Below are 20,743 nucleotides of genomic sequence, written 5' to 3' on the forward strand. Positions count from 1 at the left end.
CCTCATACTGGGCGTATTCGGGCGTTCCGACAACGCAGCGAGGTGCCGTAGCTGTCGTCGTGCGCCCGCCAGGGATTACGGGACAGCCCTTAGGGATCACGGAACGTGTCCACCCTCGACGACCGGGACGCTTTGATTCTGCTCAGGCGCCTGCGCCACCGAATCGTCCCGGGTGTGCCACCTATCGGACGTTGTCTTTGTGATGGACCAATATTTGGCTGGATACACCACGAGGAACATCATCAACGTGTACAGGGGCGCAAGCAATGGTGCCGCGAAACGTTCGATGAGACTGAGCCCTGGCCTAAGAATTCACGGCAGGGATGGCGCCGCTCCGCTGGCCGCCGGCGCCACGCGGCGGGGTCAGTCTTCGGCTTCGGCCACTGGCTTCTGCCATGGCCACCGCCCGGTGATCTCGAGCTCGAGAGAAAAGCTGAGGAAGGTGCGGATGCCCACGATCACGGCCAGCACTCCGACGCTTGCGTACGTCGGTGCGACGGCGACTGTACGGATGATATCGCCGGCTACGAGCAACTCCAGCCCCAGCAGGATCGACCGCCCGACGCGACGGCGATAGCCGCGGTACACACCCGCCTGTCGGCGGCTGAGCCGGATAGCCGCGAGAACGGTCGCCAAGAGCGTTCCCACGACTATGATGGCTACGCCGGCGGCGTCAACGGCTCGACCGACCAGCTCCACGATGTGTTGGAACTCCACAGCATCCCCTCTCGCGCCGACCCGAATCCGCTCGTTTGTGGTCCGCAACCTCTGTTGCTACCGACACGTCGTTCCGAGCACCGGCTACAGTCGGGCTAAGGGCTGTCCCGTAATCCCTGGTGGATCAGCGCGCGGCGTCAGATGCGGTGCATCGCAAGGCGGAGGGGTGTCCTCATACTGGGCGTATTCGGGCGTTCCGGCAACGCAGCGAGGTGCCGTAGCTGTCGTCGTGCGCCCGCCAGGGATTATGGGACAGCCCTTAGGCGTGTTTCCGCGGCACTCCCCGCGCAGTAGACCGGCGACCGTCGACGGCGCCTGTTGAAAGCGTAACTATCGGGCGGACGCGAGCGCTGTTTCCCGGCTGCGAGCTCCTCAGTGCATTCGATCGAGTACTTCGTCAGTCGACAGCAACGCATGGGCGAAGAAACGGTAGTTGATGATCGCCGCCTGATAGCCGTCGCCCCAGACCGGGTGTCGGGGTCCAGCTGTTGCATCCCTGACCACGGCGACCTCAAATCCCTCCTCGATGAGGTGACGCATATGGGACTCGACGCACATGTTCGCCAGCATCCCGCCAAGAATAATCCTTTGTATTCCCCGCTTGCGCAGTTGCAGTACCAAGTCGTTGGTTTCCGGTCCGAATACCTTGTGCGGGCTGGCGACCACCGTTCTGCCGTCTTCGATATAGGGCTTGAAGCGGTCCAGCCAGTCTGCCCCGGAGTTTCGGAACCCGGTCAGATCGAGCTGTCCCGTCCGTGCGAACGTGTGGGTCTCGAGCTCGCTTGTCTCGAGCGGTCCGTTCATTCGCCATCCGTTGTCGGTCGGGTAGAAGTAATGGGGCGAGATGAAGACCTCATATCCGCCCGCCTTCGCCGCCTCGAAGATTCTCTCCATATTCTCGACGGTCCTGTTCTCCGTGACGCTCGCTCCCACCGCGTCCCAGTTCGCTCCGCCCTCGCTCAGCACGTCGTTCTGTGGGTCAATGAACACAACTGCCGTGTCGGTCTTCTTGATTTCCACCTGGCGCTCCTCACACGACAACAAACCACTGGTGTGGTAAGCATTCGGTACAGCGGATGTCCTTCCGAAGCGCATTCCGGTCCCGTGACGCGAGGTCTCTTCCTGAGCCGATGCGGATTGTTCCGACACCAAGCGGCATCACTCGAGTGCCGTGCTCACCTTCGGGGTGTGTGCTCTGAGGAGGCGCTGTCCCCGGTCATTCGGCCCTCCGTTCCGCTGTGACCCATCGCGGGGCGTTCTGCATCGGTGAATTGCTGCACCTCGGTCGCCGTCCCTGCCATCCCCGAGGTGCGAACGGTCTGCGGGGAGGGTGGGGAGGAGAATTCAGCTTCGTGGCTTCGGGGTCGTCGGTGGTCTGCATGGCATGACGCCACTCTGTACAGGTGGGCCAGATGGGATCCGGAAGGACGGGGAAACCCGTGACCGATCATCGTGCCCTGAGTACGTCCATGTGTGCTGACCTGCTGAAACGGCGAATCCGGGGACGGCCAGGGAAAGACTGGGGCGCGCTCTGGCGAGGTGAGGAAGCGTCAGTAGCGTGAAGCACTGCCCTGATTCTATTTGTGTGGCGATCCACACGGGCTCCGGCGTAGGTTCGTCCGCGATGTGAGCAGCTCATCGCGCACGGGGAGGCGCGACGGGCTCCGCCTGGACACGGAGAGACGACATGGCACCGAACGAGCCCGCACCGGCCGACCGCCCACTGTTGCGGAAGGCCGCAGCCAAGGACGCAGAGCCCCTCACCCGGCTCTTTCTCGCGTCCCGTGCCCGGACCATGCCGTATCTCCCGAAGTTGCACAGCGACGCGGACACCCTCGCCTGGATGACCCACGTCGTCCTGCCCGGGACCACGGTGTGGGTCGCCGAGACCGGGACCGGGACGGGCGATGTGCTCGGGTTCGCCTCCGTCGACGGAACCGAGCTCGAACACCTCTATCTGCACCCCGATGTGCGACGCCGGGGCATCGGTTCGCTGCTTCTGGCGAAGTCCCGCGAGATCTCTCCCGAAAAGCTCACCCTGCATGTCTTCCAGCGCAACACCGATGCCCGGGCGTTCTACGAGCGGCACGGATTCACCGCCGTCGACTTCAACGACGGCAGCCGCAACGAGGAGAAGGAACCGGACGCCCTGTACCGGTGGACGGCTCGGGGCTGACTGAAACCGCATGCCAACGAGTCGAGTTGTCCGGCTGATCACTCTCAAGGCGCAAGCGGATCCCGGACGAAGGACAGTGTGGGCGCGTCGCGCGGCGCCGGCGACAGCCAGGACCGGGAAACGAGCTTCAGCACCTACGGCTCGTGCGTGTGCGTGTACGCCCCTGGGTGCGGGTTCGCCCCGCCTTCTCCACACTGCCGGTCTCTGACGCCGACCGGCTGAATCAGCACAACGAGCGCGGGGTCCGCATCTGGGGCCCCGCGCTCGTTGTGTGCCGCGTGCAACCCTCCCGCCCACCCGTGAGCAGGTACCTTGCATGACCTTTCACAGGTACGCAAATTGATTGCGTAATTTACAGATCACTTACAGGGCGGTTGCTGCGCCCGTATAGGCCTATCTCTAGGTCCAGTTGGCTGAGAATCGATGGCACCACGTACACATCCTTTGGTGATTCGTTCTGCGGAAACTGTGGACTGGCTCTCAATCCTCTGCAACTCTCTGACCGCAAAACGCAAAAGTCCCGTCAGGGAGTGCAGAAATGCGTGCCATGCACGTTCGCAGACAGAGCCGCGCCCTCGACGCGCCCTGCGCCGAGGCCGAAGATCGGGGACATATGAGAACCCAATGCTGGAGACGGCGGGTCCTTTCCGCCGTCGTCACCACCAGTCTTCTGATGATCGGCTGGCCGGCGCTCACCGCCTCGGCGGCCGGCGGCCCGAACATCGCCGTCGGCCGGCCCGCCGCCGCGAGCAGCGCCAACAGTGAGTACACCGCCCGGAACATCACCGACGGAGACCGGTCGACCTACTGGGAAGGGGCCGGCAGCAGCCTGCCCCAGTGGGTGCAGACCGACCTCGGAACCGGCACCCGCATCGACGAGGTCACACTGAAGCTGCCCGCGGGCTGGGAGAGCCGGCAACAGACACTCTCGCTCCAGAGCAGCGCCGACGGCACCAGCTTCTCGACGCTGAAGACCTCCGCCGCCTACACCTTCGCTCCAGGCAGCTCCAACGAGGTGACCATCGCCTTCCCGGCCACCCAGACCCGCTTCGTGCGTGTGAACATCACGGCGAACACGGGCTGGCGGACCGCGCAGCTCTCCGAGCTGGAGGTCCGTACGGCGGGGGAGTCGTCGGTCAACCTCGCCGCGGGTCGCACACTTCAGGCGAGCAGCTACACCGAGACGTATGTGGCTGCCAACGCCAACGACGGCAACCCAGCTACCTACTGGGAGTCGCGCAACGGCGATCTGCCGCAGTGGATCCAGGCCGACCTGGGAGCCTCGGTGCGCGTGGACCGGGTGGTGCTACGGCTGCCGGACGGCTGGGAGCCCAGGACCCAGACGCTGAAGATCCAGGGAAGTACCAACGGCTCGGACTTCACCGATCTCACCCCGTCCAAGGACTACGCGTTCACTCCCACCGGCGGTGAGACGGCTACCGTCTCCCTCGACGCCACCACCACGCGCTACGTACGGGTGCTGGTCAGCGCCAACACCGGCCGGGCGGCCGCCCAGCTCTCCGAACTGGAGATCTACGGCCCCGATACCGGCGACACCGATCCGCCGAGCGCGCCCGGGGGGCTGGCGTACACCGAGCCGACGACCGGTCAGATCAAGCTGACCTGGCAGGCGTCGACGGACAACAAGGGCGTCACCGGCTACGACATCTATGCCGACAACGCACTGCTGACCAGCGTGGCCGGGGACGTCACCACGTATACCGACACCCGTCCCGCCGATGTCACCGTTGCCTACGTCGTACGGGCCAAGGACGCGGCGGGCAACGAGTCGGCCAACAGCAACACCGTGACGCGCAGGGCGGATACGGGGGACACGCAGGCGCCGACCGCACCCGCGGGCCTCGCCTTCACCGAGCCGGCCTCCGGTCAGATCAAGCTGACCTGGCAGGCGTCGACGGACAACAAGGGCGTCACCGGCTACGACATCTACGCAAACAACGTCCTCCGCAAGAGCGTGGCCGGCGACGTCACCACGTACACGGACACCCAGTCCGCAGGCACCACCGTCTCGTACGTCGTGCGGGCCAAGGACGCGGCGGGCAACATATCCGGCGACAGCAACACCGTCACCCGCAACGGCAGTAGCGGATCGGCCTCCAACCTCGCCGTCGGCAAGCCGATCACCGCCACGTCCGTGGTCCACACGTTCGTCGCCGAGAACGCCAACGACAATCAGCTGACGACCTACTGGGAGGGCGCGGGCGGCAGTTACCCGAACACCCTCACCGTGAAGCTGGGAGCCAACGCCGACACCGAGAGTGTCGTGGTCAAGCTCAACCCGGACAGCAGCTGGGGCGCCCGGACCCAGAACATCCAGGTCCTCGGACGTGAGCAGAGCGCCACGTCCTTCACGAGTCTGGTCGGGGCGAAGGACTACGCGTTCAGCCCCGCGACCGGCAACGCGGTGACCATCCCGGTCGACGCCCGGGTCGCCGACGTCCAGCTGAGGTTCACCTCCAACACCGGCTCCGGTGCCGGCCAGGTCGCGGAGTTCCAGGTCCTGGGTGCCCCGGCTCCCAACCCGGACCTGCAGGTCACCGCGGTCGGTGCCGCCCCAGCCGCACCGGTCGAGTCGGACGCGATCACCCTGGCCGCGACCGTGCGCAACAGCGGAGCGGTCGCTGCGCCGGCGAGCAAGCTCGAATTCCGGCTGGGCGGCTCCAAGGTGGCCACCGTGCCGGTGGGCGCGCTCGCCGCCGGATCGTCCACCCAGGTCACCGCGGACATCGGGCCGCGCGACGCGGGCTCGTACGAACTGAGTGCCGTCGCGGACGCGGCGGGGGAGGTCATCGAGCAGAACGAGACCGACAACACCTATACACGTGCGGACGCGCTGGTGGTGAAACCGGTGTCCAGCTCGGACCTGGTGGCCACCGCGGTCACCACCTCGCCGTCGGCCCCGGCCGACGGCGACAATGTCACGTTCTCCGTCGCGGTGAAGAACCAGGGCACCGTGGCATCCGCGAGCGGCAGCCACGCCATCACGCTGAGCCTGATCGACTCCAAGGGCGCCACGGTGAAGACCCTCACCGGCACGTACAGCGGAGCCATCGCCGCCGGTGCGACCACCGCGCCGGTGAACCTGGGCAGCTGGACGGCCGCGAACGGCTCGTACACCGTGAAAGTCGTCCTCGCCGACGACGCCAATGAGCTCCCGGTGAAACGGGGGAACAACACCAGCACCGAGTCGCTCTTCGTCGGCCGCGGGGCCAACATGCCGTACGACACGTATGAGGCGGAGGACGGCGTCACGGGAGGCGGCGCCCAGGTCGTCGGCCCGAACAGGACCGTAGGTGACATCGCGGGCGAGGCGTCGGGCCGCAAGGCCGTCACACTCAACAACACGGGCAACTATGTCGAGTTCACCACCAGAGCGAGTACCAACACCCTGGTGACGCGGTTCTCCGTTCCGGACTCCGCGGGCGGCGGCGGCATCGACACCGAGCTCAATGTGTATGTGGACGGCACCTTCCTGAAGGCGATCGACCTCACCTCGAAGTACGCGTGGCTGTACGGCGCCGAGACGGGCCCCGGCAACGCGCCGGGATCCGGGACGCCCCGGCACATCTACGACGAGGCGAACATGATGCTGGGGAAGACCGTCCCGGCCGGGAGCAGGATCCGGCTGCAGAAGGACGCCGCCAACACCAGCACCTATGCGATCGACTTCGTCAGCCTGGAGCAGGTCGCAGCGGTCGCCAACCCGGACCCCGCCACGTACACCGTCCCCGCCGGATTCACCCACCAGGACGTCCAGAACGCCCTGGACAAGGTCCGGATGGACACCACCGGACAGCTCGTCGGCGTCTATCTGCCGGCCGGTGAGTACGAGACGTCCAGCAAATTCCAGGTCTACGGAAAGGCTGTGAAGGTCGTCGGCGCGGGGCCGTGGTACACCAGGTTCCACGCTCCGTCCGGGCAGGAGAACACCGATGTCGGATTCCGTGCGGAAGCCAGTGCGAAGGGTTCGTCGTTCGCGAACTTCGCGTACTTCGGTAATTACACATCGCGCATCGACGGACCGGGCAAGGTGTTCGACTTCTCGAATGTCTCCGACATCGTGATCGACAACATCTGGAACGAACACATGGTGTGCCTCTACTGGGGAGCGAACACCGACGCCATCACCATCAAGAACTCCCGCATCCGTAATCTGTTCGCGGACGGCATCAACATGACCAACGGCTCGACCGACAACCTTGTGACCAACAACGAGGCCCGGGCCACGGGCGACGACAGCTTCGCCCTGTTCTCGGCGATCGATGCCGGGGGCTCGGACATGAAGAACAACGTCTACGAGAATCTGACCTCGATCCTCACCTGGCGTGCCGCGGGAGTCGCCGTCTACGGCGGCTACAACAACACCTTCCGCAATATCCGTATCGCGGACACCCTGGTCTACTCGGGGATCACGGTCAGCTCGCTGGATTTCGGATACCCGATGAATGGATTCGGGACCGAACCGACCACGATCGAGAATGTGTCGGTCGTCCGTTGCGGCGGCCACTTCTGGGGATCGCAGACCTTCCCCGGGATCTGGCTGTTCTCGGCATCCAAGGTGTTCCAGGGGATTCGCATCAACAATGTGGACATCGTCGATCCGACGTACAGCGGCATCATGTTCCAGACCAACTATGTGGGAGGACAGCCCCAGTTCCCGATCAAGGACACCATCCTCAGCGACATCTCGATCTCCGGCGCCCGCAAGAGCGGCGACGCGTATGACGCCAAGTCCGGCTTCGGGCTGTGGGCCAACGAGATGCCGGAGGCGGGCCAGGGGCCCGCGGTCGGTGAGGTCACCTTCAACGGCCTGAAGCTGACCAACAACGCGCAGGACGTGAAGAACACGACCTCCACCTTCCGGATCAACACCAACCCGTAACACGGAACCGCAGGTCAGGGACGCCGCCCGGGAGGCTGGGCGGGCGGCGTTCCGGACTGCGCGAAAGCTCCGCCACGCACGTCACATGCGTAGCACTGTCAAACTTTTACGAAATCTGCGCGAGATATTGCGCACCGATGTCAGCGGTGGTTGAGTGTGCCGCGCCCCGGCAGAGAGCCGGCCGAGGGACTTCCACGCCCATGCCCGAAGGGACCATCGATGAGAAGTGCTGGGTTCCGCAGTCATCGCCGTACACGCCGCACCTCCGCGGCCGCCCTCGTCACCGCACTCGCCCTGACCGCTCTCGCCTCATGCGGTACGAGCAGCAGCAGCGACAACAACAACGGCGGCAGCTCCGGCGGCTCGTCCGACCCGTCAGCTCCGCTGGACCCGAAGGCGAAGGTGACCCTCTCGATCGACTGCATGCCGCCGGCCGCGAAGGCCGCGGAGCTGCGGGAGTGGAACGAGGACATCAAGACGTTCAACAAGAAGTACCCGAACGTCAAGATCGACGGAAAGTCCACCCCGGGCCAGTGCCTGGAGCCGCCGCGCTTCACCGCCATGCTCAAGGCGAAGTCGCAGCCCGATGTCTTCTACGCGTACTTCACCGACCTCGAACAGGTACTGGACAACAACGGGGCGACCGACATCTCCGCGTACGTCACCGACAAGTCGGTCCCGGCGCTGAAGGACATCCAGCCGCAAGTCCTCGACGTGGCCCGCAAGGACGGCAAGCTCTACGCCCTGCCGACCAGCAACTACACCATGGGCCTGATGATCAACCGGAAGCTCTTCACCCAGGCCGGTCTCGACCCGGACACACCGCCGGCCACCTGGGAAGAGGTCCGGGCCGCCGCCAAGAAGATCGCGGGCCTCGGCAAGGGCATCGCGGGCTACGGCGAGTACAGCGCGGCCAACACAGGCGGCTGGCACTTCACCGCCGCCCAGTACTCCCTCGGCGGGGACGTGGTCGATTCCACCGGCAAGAAGGCCGCCTTCAACGACGACACCGGCAAGCAGGTTCTCCAGCAGCTGCACGACATGCGGTGGGAGGACGACAGCATGGGCCAGACCCAGCTGCTGAAGTGGGGTGATCTGCAGAAGCAGATTGCCAGCGACAAGCTCGGCATGTTCCTCGCCGCGCCCGACGACATCACGTACATGGTCCAGCAGCTCGGCGCCAAGTACGAGAACTTCGGCATGGGCCCCATCCCCGGCGCCAAGGGCACGCTCTTCGGCGGCAACAACTACATGATCAAGCAGGGCAGTTCGCCCGACCAGATCAAGGCCGCCATCGCCTGGCTCAACTTCAAGAACCTCACCCAGGGCAAGGGCCAGTTCGACTGGGCGCGCACCAAGGCCGACCAGCTGCCCGTCGGACTGCCGCAGCCGAACTTCTTCCTGGGCGACACCAAGACGAAGGACGACGCACAGCGGGTCGCCAACGCCACGATGCCGGTGGAGAATTTCAAGGCCTTCATGGACAACCCGGTCACCGGCAAGGCCGAGCCGCCGAAGGCCCAGGAGATCTACAAGATCCTCGACAACGCCATGTCCGGCGTCCTGACCAACAAGAACGCAAACATCGACAAGCTGCTCTCCGACGCCGAGAAGCAGGTCAACCAGGTGCTGGCGAACCAGTGACGGCCGTGCGGGGCCGGGTCACGCGGACCCGGCCCCGCCCCGGACCGTCCATCCGCGTCTGAAGTCACCGGCACCGAGGAGACACCATGTCGGCCCCCACCCTGTCCACCAGCAAGGCGACCAGGCCACGCCACGGACACCCGGGCCCCGCCCGCTCGAACTCCGCCCGCGAGGAGTTCGTACGAGCCGTGCGCCGCAACATCTCGGCGCACGGCTTCCTGATCGGGGCGGTGCTCTGCTTCTCGTTCTTCTCCTGGTATCCGATGGTCCGGGAATTCATCCTGGCCTTTCAGAAGAACGAGAACGGAAAGACCACCTGGGCCGGCTGGTCCAATCTCAGTTACGTCGTCAACGACCCGGCCTTCTGGCAGGCCTGGCGCAACACCCTGCTCTTCACCGGCCTGGCCCTGCTGCTGGGCTTCCTGGTCCCGTTCGTCGTCGCCGTCGTACTCAACGAATTCCGGCACGGCCAGGGCTACCTGCGGCTGCTGGTCTATCTGCCGGTGATGCTGCCACCCGTCGCCTCGGTCCTGCTCTTCAAGTACTTCTACGACCCCGGCTACGGACTCTTCAACCGCATCCTGGAGGTCTTCCACCTCCCCGCCCAGCAGTGGCTGCAGTCCACGGACACCGCGATGCTCTCCGTCGTCATCGCGGCGACCTGGATGAACATGGGCGGCGCCACCCTGATCTACCTCGCCGCGCTCCAGTCGATCCCCGGCGAACTGTACGAAGCGGCCGAACTGGACGGCGCGGGACTGCTGCGCAGGGTCTGGCACGTCACCATCCCGCAGACCCGGCTCATCCTCTCGCTGCTCCTGCTGATGCAGATCATCGCGACGATGCAGGTCTTCACCGAGCCGTTCCTCCTCACCAACGGTGCGGGCCCCGAAGGTTCCACCACGACCGTCGTCTATCTCATCTACCAGTACGCCTTCAACTTCAACAACTACGGCAGTGCGGCGGCCCTCGGACTCGTCCTGCTCGTCGTCCTCGCGGGTTTCTCCGCGGTGTACGTACGACTCAGCCGCAGCAGCGAAGACTAGGAGGGCCCGACCATGGCATCGAACGCCTTCGTCTCCCGACGGCGCGTCTCCGGACAGCGCAGGGCCGAACGCCGCGCCGCCGACCTGGGACGCCAGCGGACCCTGATCTCACCGGCCCAGCTCGCCCGGCCCCGCGGCAGGACCGTCTACTGGATCGTGTTCGCAGTGGTGATCGCCCTGTTCACCGTGGCCTTCCTCGGGCCGCTCTACTGGATGGTCACCGGCGGACTCAAGACCACCCAGGAAGTCGTGCAGAGCCCGCCGACCGCCTTCCCCACGTCGGTCCACACGGAGAACTATTCCCGGGCGTGGACGGTGATGGACCTGTCCCGGCTCCTCTTCAACACCCTCTACTACGCGTTCGGCGCACTCGCCTTCCAGCTGTTCTTCGACGTCGCCGCCGCCTACTCGCTCTCCAAGCTGCGGCCCATCTTCGGCAAGGTCATCCTCGGCATGATGCTGGCCACGCTGATGATCCCGGCCACCGTCCTCGTCGTACCCCAGTACCTCACCGTCCTCGACGTGCCGATCGTGCAGCGCAATCTGCTCAACTCGCCCTGGGCGATCTGGCTGCCGTCCGTCACCAACGCCTTCAACATCTTCCTGCTGAAGCGGTTCTTCGACTCGATCCCGCGTGAACTCCTCGACGCCGCCGCGATCGACGGGGCCTCGCCCCTCCGCACCCTGCGCTCCGTGGTCCTGCCGATCTCCCGGCCGATTCTCGGCGTCGTCTCCATCTTCGCGATCGTCGGCGTCTGGAAGGACTTCCTCTGGCCGATGCTCACCCTGCCCGACCCCAGCAAGCAGACCCTCAACGTGGGCATCTACTCGCTGGCAAGTGGTGTCCCGGAGAACGTCCTCATCGCGGCACTCACCATCGCGTCCATCCCGACGCTGCTCATCTTCCTGCTCTTCCAGCGCAACATCATGAGCGGACTCACCGCGGGCGGCCTCAAGGGCTAGAGCCACCCACCGCAACAGCCTTCTCCTCCTCAGCGCTCCGCCGCCGGCCCTCCCATCCAGCGCCCCGCTGTCCGGGGCCGACGGCGGAGTCCCACCTGCCCGAAAGGAACGCCACGTGGCAGCCAACCGTCCGTCCGAGGCCACCGTGAACTGGTGGCGCGACGCCGCTATCTACCAGATCTATGTACGCAGCTTCGCCGACGGCGACGGTGACGGCACCGGCGATCTCGCGGGGGTACGGGCCAAGCTGCCCTACCTCGTCGAACTGGGCGTGGACGCAATCTGGTTCACCCCCTGGTATCTCTCGCCGCTCGCCGACGGCGGATACGACGTGGCCGACTACCGCACCATCGACCCCGCCTTCGGCACCCTCGCCGAGGCTGAGAAGCTGATCGCGGAGGCCCGTGAACTGGGCATCCGTACGATCATCGATATTGTCCCCAACCACGTCTCCGACCAGCACGTCTGGTTCCGGGCCGCCCTCGCGGCCGGCCCCGGAAGCCCCGAGCGGGAGCTCTTCCACTTCCGGCCCGGACGCGGCGCGGACGGTGAGATCCCGCCCAACGACTGGGTCTCCGAATTCGGCGGCACGCCCTGGACCCGGCTCGACGACGGCGAGTGGTATCTGCACCTGTTCGCCACGCAGCAGCCCGACCTCAACTGGGCGCACCCGGCGGTCCGTCAGGAACACGAGGAGGTCCTGCGCTTCTGGTTCGAGCGAGGTGTGGAGGGTGTACGGATCGACTCGGCGGCCCTGCCCGCCAAGGACCCCGCACTGCCCGACTTCGTCGAGGGCCGCGATCCCCACCCCTACATCGACCGGGACGAACTGCACGACATCTACCGCTCCTGGCGCGCCATCGCCGACGAGTACGGGGCCATCTTCGTCGGAGAGGTCTGGCTCCCGGACGCCGAGCGCTTCGCCCGCTATCTACGCCCCGACGAGCTGCACACCGCCTTCAACTTCAACTTCCTGGCCTGCCCCTGGGACGCCGGACGGCTGCGCTCCGCCATCGACGACACGCTCGCCGAGCACGCCGCGGTCGGCGCCCCCGCCACCTGGGTCCTGTGCAACCACGATGTGACCCGGACCGTCACCCGTTACGGACGTGAGGACACCGGCTTCGACTTCGCGGCGAAGACCTTCGGCACCCCGACGGACCTCGGACTCGGCACCCGGCGGGCGCGCGCCGCGGCGTTGCTCTCGCTGGCCCTGCCGGGCGCGGCCTACCTCTACCAGGGCGAGGAACTGGGCCTTCCGGAAGCGGAAATCCCCCGCGGCCGGATCCAGGACCCGATGCACTTCCGCTCCGGCGGGACCGATCCGGGTCGCGACGGCTGCCGGGTGCCGCTGCCCTGGTCGGCCCCGGCGCCGTACGCCGGTTTCGGATCCACCGTCGAGCCCTGGCTGCCACAACCCGCGGACTGGTCGACGTACGCCGCCGATCTGCAGCGGGCCGATCCGGACTCGATGCTCAGCCTGTACCGAGCGGCGCTCCGGCTGCGCCGCACCGCGCCCGGTTTCGTCAGCTCGGGGACACCGGGGGAGCAGCTGGTGTGGTTGCCGACCGCGCCCGGGGTGCTCGCCTTCACCCGCGGCGACCGGCTGATCTGCATCGTCAATCTGACCGAGGAGCCCATCGAACTGCCCGGCCACACCGAGGTCCTGCTCATCAGCGGCCCGCCGGCCGACGGAGGGAGGCTCCCGCAGGACACCGCGGCCTGGCTGCGGGTCTGATCCGGGGCGCGTACCCGCAGGCCGACACGCGGGTGCGCGGGCGGACCGCGGCGGACTCGGGGCTGCGGCAGAGTGGGCACATGGATGATCTCAACGCCCTCGCCGACGAGCATCTGGCCGCCGCGCGTACGTCCCCGCACGGCCGCAGCGCCCACCTGCTGCTGCGACAGGAGCCGCTGCGGCAGACGGTCATCGCGCTCACCGCGGGCTCGGCCCTCGACGAGCACAACGCGCCGCCCGCGGCATCGCTCCAGGTGCTGCGCGGGGCCGTCCGCCTCACCGCAGCCTCCGGCGACGTGGAACTGACCGCGGGAGGACTGCAGCCCATCCCGCACGAACGGCACGGGCTGCTGGCGCTGGAGGACGCGGTGGTCCTGCTGACCGCGGTCAACGACTGACTCCTGCCACCGCTCCGGGACCTGTCGGAACCACGGCGCGCCCGGCGCGGAGCCGTCCGCGACGGCGTCACCGCGTCCGTACGCGTACCCGCTCCCACACCCACAGCACGAGGCTGCCCGCGGCGAGGGGACCGCCCAGGACACATATGCCGGTCCAGCGCGCGCGCGACCAGACCACCGAGGCGGGTGCGGCGCCTGCCGCCCCGCCCAGGAAGAACAAGGTCATGAAGCCGGAGTTGATCCGGTTGCGGGCTTCGGGGCGGAGCGCGTAGATCACGTACTGACTGCTGCCTGCCGCGTTCGCGGCCGAACTGGCAGGAGTCACCGTGCTGCGGGTGCGCGATGCCCCGGCCCGGACGGAACGCCTGGGCTGGAGCAGGTTCCGCCCCACCCTCGCGGCCGCGGCGTTCCTGACCGGCCTCGGTATCGATACGGAGGCCGCCACCGGCCGGCCGTGACGTCCCCTCAGTCAGGGGGCAGCGCGCGGCGGCGGCGCCGCAGGAACTCCTGCTCGGCGGCGTTGTCCGTCCGGGCGATGGCGGCGTCGTACGCCGATGCCGCTTCGGCGCAGCGGCCCAGCCGGCGCAACAGATCGGCCCGCACGGCGTGGAACACGTGGTAGCGGTCGAGCCCGAGTTCCTCGACGAGGACGAGCGCCGCATCCGGTCCGTCCACCTCCCCCACCGCCACGGCACGGTTGAGCGCCACCACCGGAGTAGGCGCCTGCGCCAGCAACTGGTCGTAGAGCCGCAGGATCTGCCCCCAGTCGGCCGTGGCCGCGGTCGGCGCATCGCTGTGCACCGCGTTGATCGCCGCCTGGATCTGGTACGGGCCGGGCCGGTTCCGGCGCAGACACCGGCGCACGAGCGCCTGCCCCTCGTCGATCAGCGCACGGTCCCACCGGCCGCGGTCCTGGTCGGCCAGAGACACCGGTGCGCCGTCCGGGCCCGACCTGGCGGTGCGGCGCGCCTCGGTGAGCAGCATGAGGGCGAGCAGACCCAGCACCTCCGGTTCGTCCGGCATCAGATCCGCCAGCAGCCGGCCGAGACGGATGGCCTCCGCGCAGAGATCCTCGCGTGCGAGACGGTTGCCCGAGCTCGCCGTATGCCCCTCGTTGAAGATCAGGTACACAACGGCGAGCACCGCCCCGACCCGGCCGGGAAGGTCGGCGTCGGCCGGGACCCGGTAGGGGATCCGGGCGTCACGGATCTTGCCCTTGGCGCGCACCAGGCGCTGTGCCATGGTCGGCTCCGGGACCAGGAACGCGTGCGCGAGCTCCGAGGTGGTCAGCCCGCCCAGCAGCCGCAGGGTCAGCGCGACCTGCGCGGAAGTGGAGAGTGCGGGGTGGCAGCAGGTGAAGATCAAACGCAGTCGGTCGTCACGCACGGGACCCTCCTCGGCCGGCCCGCTGCGGACGTTCAGCTCCTGCGCGAGCGCGGCCCGGGCTTGGCGGTCGGCGCGGGACGCCTCGCGGCGCAGACGGTCGATCGCCCGGTTGCGCGCGGTGGTGATGATCCAGCCGGCCGGGGCGGGCGGCAGCCCGGCGGACGGCCACCGCTCCAGCGCGGTGGTGAACGCCTCCTGGACGGCTTCCTCCGCGATGTCGATGTCGCCGAAGGCGCGGACGAGCACGGCGACCGCGCGGCCGTACTCCGCGCGGAAGAGGCGCTCGATGTCCGCGGTGTGTACGGCCGGTGCGTCGTCGGGTGTGTCATCCGGATTGCGGGGCATTTCGGCGGCGCCGGGCGGCCCTGGTGCGTCGGGCATCAGCCGTCCACTTCACCCTCGAACGGCCGGACCTCGACGGGCAGGGTGATCGCCCGTGCGGCCTTGCGGCCCCAGTCGAGGGCAGCGTCCAGATCGGGTGCCTTGATGATGCACAGCCCGCCGAGATACTCCTTCCCCTCGGCATACGGCCCATCGGTGATCAGTGTGTCCCCGTCCTTCGGCCGCACCACCGTGGCGGTGCTGGGGGCGTGCAGTCCGCCCGCGAACACCCAGGCCCCGGCCTCCTGGAGCTCCTGGTGGAAGACGCCCACGTTCCGCATGATCCCTTCCAGCACCTCGGGGGCGGGCGGCTCGCCGTCGGCGGGGGTGATGACGCTCAGCAGGTAGTGCTTCATGGTGTGCCTCCTCGGCTACGACGTCGGCACCGTGCCGGCGTCCCACCTTCTACACGAACGGCTTGCGCCCGGATCGACACGGAACACAGTCGTGTTCCGGGAAAGTTTTCCGGTGGAGCACTCCGGGAGGCTCGTGCTCCCGAGGACGCTGCCGCAGAGAACCTTGTGGGAGCGCTCCCAGTACCGGCAGGATGGCGCGATGACCAAGCCTGCCGGCCTACGGGCCTACCACCCCGACGACCGTGAGGCCCTTGCGGACATCTGCGTCCGGACGGCCGACAACGGCGGCGACTCCCGGCACCTGTATCCGGACCTCGGCTTGATGCCCTCGATCTTCGCCGCACCCTATGCGTACCTCGAACCCGACCTGACTTTCGTGGTCGACGACGGTATGGGCCGGGCGGTCGGCTACATCCTGGGGACCGCGGACACGCCGCAGTTCGTTGACGCATTCCGGAAGCAGTGGCTACCGCTCGTCGAGGACCTTTTCCCGCAGCTCGACGGCGCGCCGCGGACCCCCAGCGAAGAAATGATCGCCCTCCTGCACAACCCGGAACGGATGATCGTCCCCGAAGTGGCCGCCCATCCCGCCCACCTGCACATCGATCTGCTGCCCGGATGGCAGCGGAAGGGGTACGGCAGAGCGCTGATGCGGACGTTCCTGGCCGCCCTGAACGCCAAGGGCGTGGAAGCCGTGCATCTCTCCATGGTCACGGCGAACACTCCGGCCAGGGCCTTCTACGACCGCCTGGGCTTCGAGGAGATCGACGTGCCGGACCCCGGACCGATCACCTACCTGGGGCGCAGCACCGCAGCGGACCTGTGAGGCGCTGCGTGCACACCGTCTGACCCCGCCGGTCCCACCGAAGGCGGACAGGGGTCCGGGAACTCCGCCCGGCAGGGGTGTCGCGCCGAAGAGCTGGGCAGGTACTGGTGTACGAGCCCGGAACAGGGGCGGGGCAGCCGGTACAGAGGGGTGTGTGGCGTGAGGGAGCAGACCGTGTGGCAGTTCTCCGACGACCGTGGGCAGCTGTCGGCAGCCGAGCGGCGCCCGTCGAAGGTACTCGCCTATGTCCAGGCCGGCGCCACGCTGTGGGACCACGGGATACATCCGTGGGGGATCTTCGGCTCGGGCCACGACGGAGACGAGCCCGACCGTGCGAAGACCGGCTCCCTGCCGCTGACCGAGGTCGCGTACCTCGGTGCGGGCGGTGTCCTCGACGTGGACACTCTGCTAAGAGGCGGGCCGGACCTCGTCGTGGCTGTCAGCTACGGGGGAGGGCATGTCTACGGGCTCGCCCCCGAGACCGCCAAACACCTGGAGGAGCACGTTCCGGTCGTTGTCGTCGACGTGGGCCAGGCGCGCACCCTCGCCGACATCGGCAACCGGTTCGCCGAGCTGGCCCGCTCGCTCGGCGCCGAGGAGACCCCGACGGCGACACAGGACCTGGCTGCCGCCCGGGACCGGCTGCGCACCCTCGCCGCCGGTCCGTCCCGGTCCCGGGTGCTGGCCCTGTCAGCGTCCGGGCAGGACCAGGCGCATCTCGCCCGTCCCCGTATGTGGCCGGAGCTGCGCGTGCTGACGGAGCTGGGCGTCGACGTCCTCGAACCGGCGGCCGGGCCCGGGGCCAACTGGTCAACGGTCGACTGGCCGGAGGTGACGGCCCTGCGGCCCGGGATCCTGCTCACCGACATCCGGTCCAACGCCACGCCTCTGGACCGGCTCCGGTCGGACGCGGCCCGGTCGGTGCTGGAGCCGGCGGCCGCAGTGGTGCCGTGGAATCCGGAACCGGTCTGCAGCCCCCAGGCCCATGCGCGGTTCCTGACGCTCGTGGCGGACGCGGTCGAGGCGGCGCAGGGCCGTTAGCGCAGGCCGGAACCACTGCACCGCCCGGTACGTCCGACCGGCAACCAGCACGGGCTGAGGCCCGTTCGCGGACAGGGGTGGGGCATATGAACAGAGGCAGGGTGGGCGGAACGGTCGCGGTGGTCCTGGTGACCGCGCTGTCGGCGGTGGCGTGCGGCGAGGGTGTCCCGGACGACCTCGTGACCAAGGGGAACCGACCGGCCGCGCCTTACAGCGGCCCGCTCTACCTGCCCCACCCGAACGTCGAAGGCGACACCCCGCAGGCGAGGAGGACGGAATCGGGGGCCGCCGGCCGCGCTCTGGAGTGCGACGGGGACATCTACTCAGGCGGCGGCAGCGAACCCTGGAGCAAGGGCGACGGTGGGGCGACGCCCGAGGAAGGTCTGAGGCTGCACTTCGAGATCGAGCAGCCCGATCTGCCGCAGTACGGCTACCGCGTGGAACGCAAGGAAGCGAACCGGGTCCTGTACTCGTTCGACGTGGACCGCAGGACGAAGATCGCCATCATCGTCGCCAAGGACCGCAAGGGGCGTCCGGGCTGGGGCCCGGAGACCACCGCCACGTGCGACCCGGCGGAGCTGCCGTCGAGGTATACGGACAAGCAGCCGTACCGGGTCTGGACCGACGAGGACGGCCACCGGGTGCCCGTGTCCAAGGTGAGCAGTTCGGCAGGCTCGGCGCACTGCGACTGGCAGGAGGCGGACTTCCTTGAATGGGGCGCGGGTTCGGGAGGGGAGGGCTCGGCCGACCGGAAGGTGTACGCGCGTGATCCGGAGGACGTCCTCCCGTCGGGCATGCTCACGTCGGCGTACGACGGGGACGTGACGATGCCCGCCGGTGCCCGGTCCACGGGCTACCACCTCGACGACTGGGAACTGTGGCTGGCAGATGACATGTCCAGGGTCTATGTCCGCACCTCGGACGGGGTGGAGGCGTGGCCCGCCATGAAGCAGCACATGGGATGCCGATGACCGGTCCGGCGTACCGAGCCCTCATGGCGGGGCCGAGGTCCGTCATCGAGCGCCGGACCGGCGCGGTACGGCCCTGTCCGGCGGATCACGTGACCATCCCCGGGTCGGGGGCGTCGTGTCCGCCACGGGGAGGGGAGATCTGACGAACGACGAGTGGGCTCGGCTGATGGCGCATCTGCCCAAGTTCGCTCAGCGGCGCGGTTGTGGGGCCGGCCACCGCAAGGTGATCAACGGGCTTCTGTGCCGGGAGCGGACCGGGGCGCCGCGCTCACCGGCGCGCCGACCCAGCGCCCGGGTCGGCTTTCCGACAGGGGTTGGCCCGGCAGCCACCTTGCGGTCATGTTCCGGTCGTATCCGCCTGTGACGGTCGAAAAAGTTGGCTATACAACTTTGACCCGAGGAGTGATCGTGCCGGCCCTGCCCACCTTCCCGATCGACGACTTTCCGGTGATGTGGCTTCGCGACAACTGCCCGTGCGCAGACTGCCGCGATCCGCGCTCCGGACAGAAGCTGTTCCAGATCAGCGCGCTGCCCGCCGCGCTCCGGCTCGACACGGTGACCGACACGGACGAGGCAGAGGGGCCCGCCGTCGAGGTGATATGGGCCCCCGACGGACACCGCTCGACCTACCCGCTGACCTGGCTGGAGGCCAACCGGCCCGGTGGGCCGGCGACCGGCGACCGGCGCACCGACGACCGAAAGGAGCTGTGGAAGGCCGACGACCTCACCGGACGGCTGCCGCAAGCGGGCTGGGACGAGTATCTGGGCGAGCCGGGTGTGCGGGCCCGCATGCTGGATTCCGTATTGCGGCTGGGTTTCATGCTGCTGAGCGGGGTACCGGAGCGCGAGGGACAGGTGCTCGACGTGGCGGAGACCTTCGGCTACGTCCGCGAGACCAACTACGGGAAGCTCTTCGACGTACGCGTCGAGCCCGACCCGAACAACCTCGCCTTCACATCGGCCCGCATCACGCCGCACACCGACAACCCGTACCGCGATCCCGTCCCGACGATCCAGTTGCTCCACTGCCTGGTCAACGACGCCGACGGCGGCGACTCGGGTCTCGTCGACGGCTTCGCCGCGGCCGCGCTGCTGCGGGAGGAGGATCCGGAGGCCTTCGACGTCCTCACCCGTACGCCCGTGCCGTTCATCTTCCGCGACGCGGGAACCGAACTGCGCGCCGACCGTCCGCTCATCGGTACCGACCCCCTCGGCCGGGTGCACGAGGTGCGGTTCAACAACCGTTCGATCGGCACGCTCCGGCTGCCCGCTGCCGTGTTGGAGGCGTTCTACGCGGCCTACCGCACATTCGCGGAACTGCTGCTCCGCCCCGAGCTGCAACTGGACCTGCGGCTGTCGCCGGGCGACTGTCTGGTGTTCGACAACACCCGGCTGCTGCACGCCCGTACCGCCTTCGCCCAGGACGGAGCACGCCACCTCCAGGGCTGCTACGCCGATCTGGACGGTCTGGCGAGCTCCTTGGCCGTGCTGCGGCGCGCGGACACCCTGGAGCCGCTGGCCCAGTTGTTCACCGGACCGGGGTCGGCGGAGTATCTGGGCGAGTCGGTCTCCATGGCCGAGCACATGCTCCAGGCCGGTGCGACGGCGGAGGCCGCCGGCGCCCTGCCGCACCTGGTGGCCGCGGCGCTGCTGCACGACGTCGGGCACTTCGCGGGCGCCGTGACCGGCCACGAACTGATGTCCGGCACCGACAACCGGCACAGCCACTCGGGAGCCGACCTGCTGGCCCGTTGGTTCGGGCCCGCAGTCACCGAGCCGGTGCGCCTGCACGTGGCCGCCAAACGCTACCTGTGCGCTGTGGAACCCGGGTACCACGACCGGTTGTCGGAGGCGTCGCAGTACACGCTGCGTGTCCAGGGCGGCGTGATGTCCCCGGCACAGGCGGCGCAGTTCGCCGCCCTGCCGGGCGCGGCCGACGCGGTCGCCGTCCGCCGCTGGGACGAGGAGGCGAAGGATCCGGACGCACCCACCCCCCCGTTCGAGCACTTCATTCCGTTGCTCACCGCACTGCTGCGGGGTTAGGCCACAGGTCCCGGGGGGGGGGGGGGGGGGGGGGGGGGGCGGGGGGGCGGCCCCCCCGGGGGGGGGGGGGGGGGGGGGGGGGGGGGGGGCGCGCGCCCCGCGGGGGGGGGGGGGGCGCGGGGCCCCCCCGCAGGCCCACGCCCCGGCCGACGGT

The 20,743-nt window shown here is 68.2% G+C and carries 17 protein-coding genes and 1 pseudogene; 13 read left to right on the top strand and 5 right to left on the bottom strand.

Annotation, left to right across the window (positions count from 1 at the left end; genetic code table 11):
- Positions 1–363: 363 nt before the first annotated feature.
- Together ACIA8E_RS30430 and ACIA8E_RS30435 are read right to left on the bottom strand one after the other, a co-directional pair.
- Positions 364–765 carry a DUF1622 domain-containing protein gene (locus tag ACIA8E_RS30430; RefSeq protein ID WP_399302780.1) on the bottom strand — a complete coding sequence of 134 codons (402 nt, stop codon included), beginning with the start codon at positions 763–765 and terminating at the stop codon, positions 364–366.
- A gap of 324 nt (positions 766–1,089) precedes the next feature.
- Entirely contained in the window at positions 1,090–1,737 is a 648-nt protein-coding gene (locus ACIA8E_RS30435) for a cysteine hydrolase (RefSeq protein ID WP_326601879.1), read from the bottom strand.
- A 667-nt stretch (positions 1,738–2,404) separates the two neighbouring features.
- Between ACIA8E_RS30435 and ACIA8E_RS30440 the strand changes: the two genes are divergently transcribed.
- The 7 genes from ACIA8E_RS30440 to ACIA8E_RS30470 all read left to right on the top strand — a co-directional run bounded on the left by ACIA8E_RS30440 (position 2,405) and on the right by ACIA8E_RS30470 (position 13,585).
- Positions 2,405–2,893, top strand: coding sequence for a GNAT family N-acetyltransferase (locus tag ACIA8E_RS30440; protein ID WP_399302783.1), 489 nt, complete (start codon positions 2,405–2,407; stop codon positions 2,891–2,893).
- A gap of 613 nt (positions 2,894–3,506) precedes the next feature.
- On the top strand, positions 3,507–7,796 hold the full coding sequence (locus ACIA8E_RS30445) for a discoidin domain-containing protein (RefSeq protein WP_399302785.1): 4,290 nt from the start codon (positions 3,507–3,509) through the stop codon (positions 7,794–7,796).
- A 219-nt stretch (positions 7,797–8,015) separates the two neighbouring features.
- The gene (locus ACIA8E_RS30450; RefSeq protein ID WP_399302787.1) at positions 8,016–9,440 is read left to right on the top strand and encodes an extracellular solute-binding protein; all 1,425 of its coding nucleotides are present in this window, start codon (positions 8,016–8,018) and stop codon (positions 9,438–9,440) included.
- A gap of 86 nt (positions 9,441–9,526) precedes the next feature.
- A complete protein-coding gene (locus ACIA8E_RS30455) occupies positions 9,527–10,486 on the top strand; it encodes a carbohydrate ABC transporter permease (protein ID WP_399302789.1) in 960 nt (319 codons plus the stop codon).
- Between the two features lie 12 nt (positions 10,487–10,498).
- Positions 10,499–11,449, top strand: coding sequence for a carbohydrate ABC transporter permease (locus ACIA8E_RS30460; protein WP_399302791.1), 951 nt, complete (start codon positions 10,499–10,501; stop codon positions 11,447–11,449).
- A gap of 115 nt (positions 11,450–11,564) precedes the next feature.
- Positions 11,565–13,187, top strand: a complete 1,623-nt coding sequence (locus ACIA8E_RS30465) for a glycoside hydrolase family 13 protein (RefSeq protein WP_399302793.1) — start codon at positions 11,565–11,567, stop codon at positions 13,185–13,187.
- A gap of 80 nt (positions 13,188–13,267) precedes the next feature.
- The gene (locus ACIA8E_RS30470; protein WP_319325562.1) at positions 13,268–13,585 is read left to right on the top strand and encodes a cupin; all 318 of its coding nucleotides are present in this window, start codon (positions 13,268–13,270) and stop codon (positions 13,583–13,585) included.
- A 67-nt stretch (positions 13,586–13,652) separates the two neighbouring features.
- Here ACIA8E_RS30470 and ACIA8E_RS30475 read toward each other — a convergent pair whose 3' ends face one another.
- Positions 13,653–13,910, bottom strand: coding sequence for a hypothetical protein (locus ACIA8E_RS30475; RefSeq protein ID WP_399302795.1), 258 nt, complete (start codon positions 13,908–13,910; stop codon positions 13,653–13,655).
- A 1-nt stretch (position 13,911) separates the two neighbouring features.
- Here ACIA8E_RS30475 and ACIA8E_RS30480 point away from each other — a divergent pair, with 1 nt between their 5' ends.
- Positions 13,912–14,043, top strand: a complete 132-nt coding sequence (locus tag ACIA8E_RS30480; protein ID WP_399302797.1) for a hypothetical protein — start codon at positions 13,912–13,914, stop codon at positions 14,041–14,043.
- 7 nt (positions 14,044–14,050) lie between these two features.
- On the opposite strand, the gene ACIA8E_RS30485 is transcribed toward ACIA8E_RS30480, so the two are convergent.
- Entirely contained in the window at positions 14,051–15,316 is a 1,266-nt protein-coding gene (locus ACIA8E_RS30485; protein ID WP_399302942.1) for an RNA polymerase sigma factor, read from the bottom strand.
- Positions 15,317–15,351: 35 nt separating this feature from the next.
- Positions 15,352–15,708: a YciI family protein gene (locus tag ACIA8E_RS30490; protein ID WP_399302799.1), complete on the bottom strand. Its 357-nt coding sequence runs from the start codon at positions 15,706–15,708 to the stop codon at positions 15,352–15,354.
- A 199-nt stretch (positions 15,709–15,907) separates the two neighbouring features.
- On the opposite strand from ACIA8E_RS30490, the gene ACIA8E_RS30495 reads away from it, so the two are divergent.
- The 5 genes and pseudogenes from ACIA8E_RS30495 (at position 15,908) to ACIA8E_RS30515 (ending at position 20,589) form a co-directional block, all read left to right on the top strand.
- Positions 15,908–16,534, top strand: coding sequence for a GNAT family N-acetyltransferase (locus ACIA8E_RS30495; RefSeq protein WP_399302801.1), 627 nt, complete (start codon positions 15,908–15,910; stop codon positions 16,532–16,534).
- Between the two features lie 159 nt (positions 16,535–16,693).
- Entirely contained in the window at positions 16,694–17,575 is an 882-nt protein-coding gene (locus tag ACIA8E_RS30500) for an ABC transporter substrate-binding protein (protein WP_399302803.1), read from the top strand.
- A gap of 86 nt (positions 17,576–17,661) precedes the next feature.
- Positions 17,662–18,546, top strand: a complete 885-nt coding sequence (locus ACIA8E_RS30505; RefSeq protein ID WP_399302805.1) for a hypothetical protein — start codon at positions 17,662–17,664, stop codon at positions 18,544–18,546.
- Between the two features lie 166 nt (positions 18,547–18,712).
- Positions 18,713–18,811, top strand: a pseudogene (locus tag ACIA8E_RS30510) (IS5/IS1182 family transposase); the annotation flags it as partial.
- Between the two features lie 143 nt (positions 18,812–18,954).
- Entirely contained in the window at positions 18,955–20,589 is a 1,635-nt protein-coding gene (locus ACIA8E_RS30515) for a TauD/TfdA family dioxygenase (protein ID WP_399302807.1), read from the top strand.
- Positions 20,590–20,743 lie beyond the last annotated feature (154 nt).

The sequence above is a fragment of the Streptomyces sp. NPDC051664 genome (assembly GCF_044453545.1).
In the GTDB taxonomy this organism is placed as follows: domain Bacteria; phylum Actinomycetota; class Actinomycetes; order Streptomycetales; family Streptomycetaceae; genus Streptomyces.

What these genes read in the sequence shown, in the direction of transcription:
- ACIA8E_RS30450 (WP_399302787.1), top strand. Translation starts at nt 8,016, where the DNA reads ATGAGAAGTGCTGGGTTCCGCAGTCATCGCCGTACACGCCGCACCTCC.
- ACIA8E_RS30440 (WP_399302783.1), top strand. Translation starts at nt 2,405, where the DNA reads ATGGCACCGAACGAGCCCGCACCGGCCGACCGCCCACTGTTGCGGAAG.
- ACIA8E_RS30455 (WP_399302789.1), top strand. Translation starts at nt 9,527, where the DNA reads ATGTCGGCCCCCACCCTGTCCACCAGCAAGGCGACCAGGCCACGCCAC.
- ACIA8E_RS30490 (WP_399302799.1), bottom strand. Translation starts at nt 15,708, where the DNA reads ATGAAGCACTACCTGCTGAGCGTCATCACCCCCGCCGACGGCGAGCCG.
- ACIA8E_RS30505 (WP_399302805.1), top strand. Translation starts at nt 17,662, where the DNA reads ATGAACAGAGGCAGGGTGGGCGGAACGGTCGCGGTGGTCCTGGTGACC.
- ACIA8E_RS30495 (WP_399302801.1), top strand. Translation starts at nt 15,908, where the DNA reads ATGACCAAGCCTGCCGGCCTACGGGCCTACCACCCCGACGACCGTGAG.
- ACIA8E_RS30460 (WP_399302791.1), top strand. Translation starts at nt 10,499, where the DNA reads ATGGCATCGAACGCCTTCGTCTCCCGACGGCGCGTCTCCGGACAGCGC.
- ACIA8E_RS30445 (WP_399302785.1), top strand. Translation starts at nt 3,507, where the DNA reads ATGAGAACCCAATGCTGGAGACGGCGGGTCCTTTCCGCCGTCGTCACC.
- ACIA8E_RS30485 (WP_399302942.1), bottom strand. Translation starts at nt 15,316, where the DNA reads ATGCCCCGCAATCCGGATGACACACCCGACGACGCACCGGCCGTACAC.
- ACIA8E_RS30470 (WP_319325562.1), top strand. Translation starts at nt 13,268, where the DNA reads ATGGATGATCTCAACGCCCTCGCCGACGAGCATCTGGCCGCCGCGCGT.